Origin of the sequence: Amycolatopsis sp. WAC 04182 (assembly GCF_003947465.1) — a bacterium.
In the GTDB taxonomy this organism is placed as follows: Bacteria; Actinomycetota; Actinomycetes; order Mycobacteriales; family Pseudonocardiaceae; genus Amycolatopsis.
This window is the reverse complement of record NZ_QHJJ01000043.1, coordinates 1-691: the sequence shown is the minus strand read 5'-3', so window position 1 is coordinate 691 and position 691 is coordinate 1. Positions and strand designations below refer to the sequence as shown.

2 pseudogenes are annotated in these 691 nt (G+C 69.2%); both read right to left on the bottom strand.

The annotated features are described in order from the left end of the window. Nucleotides 1-185: pseudogene (locus DMH01_RS42415) on the bottom strand (hypothetical protein); the annotation flags it as partial. A gap of 38 nt (nucleotides 186-223) precedes the next feature. Then, nucleotides 224-505, bottom strand: a pseudogene (locus DMH01_RS42410) (LysR family transcriptional regulator); the annotation flags it as partial. Between the last annotated feature and the right edge of the window lie 186 nt (nucleotides 506-691).

The following is a 691-nucleotide window of genomic DNA, read 5'->3' as shown; positions in this document are numbered from 1 at the left end:
ACGTACTCGGGCCACCAGCCGGCCCACACCACGGCCTGCCAGATCGCCAGCACGATGACCACCGCCGAGGCGATCGGCCACAGGCCGGACCACAGCCGGGAGGCCAGACCGGCGCGGTGGCCGGTGCCCAGTTCCAGCGCGTCGAGGCCGGCGAGCTGCTGGGCGTGGGTGTCCGTCGTCGTCATGCGGGCTCCTCCTGGCGGGCGTGGCGCAGGACCTCCTGGCGGAGGCGGCCGGTGATCTCCCCCGCCAGCTCGGCCACCTCCTGGCGGGCGGTGTCGGCGTCGGCCAGCATCCGGCGGGCCAGGGGGAGCAGCGCCTCGCCCGCCGCCGTCAGCGTGACGTTGCCGCGCGCGCGGGAGAACAGCCGCGCGCCGAGGTCGCTCTCCAGAGCCTTGATCTGCTTGCTGAGCGAGGGCTGGGCGACCCGCATGCGCTCGGCCGCCTGGGTGAAGTGCCTGGTCTCCGCGACCGCCACGAAGTAGGCGAGCTGTTGCAACTGCATGTGATTTTCCTCGCACCGGCCGAGCATTTTTCCTTATGCCGACCGTATAAACCAAGCATCATAGCCGGAAGCTATGGAAACCAGATCCGCGATGACTTGGACGGATCATTGCTGGATACCTAGCGTTCAAACGTGACTGCCACGATAGAGCGCGGCGCCGCCACCGCGCCTGTTAACGCCCCCAAG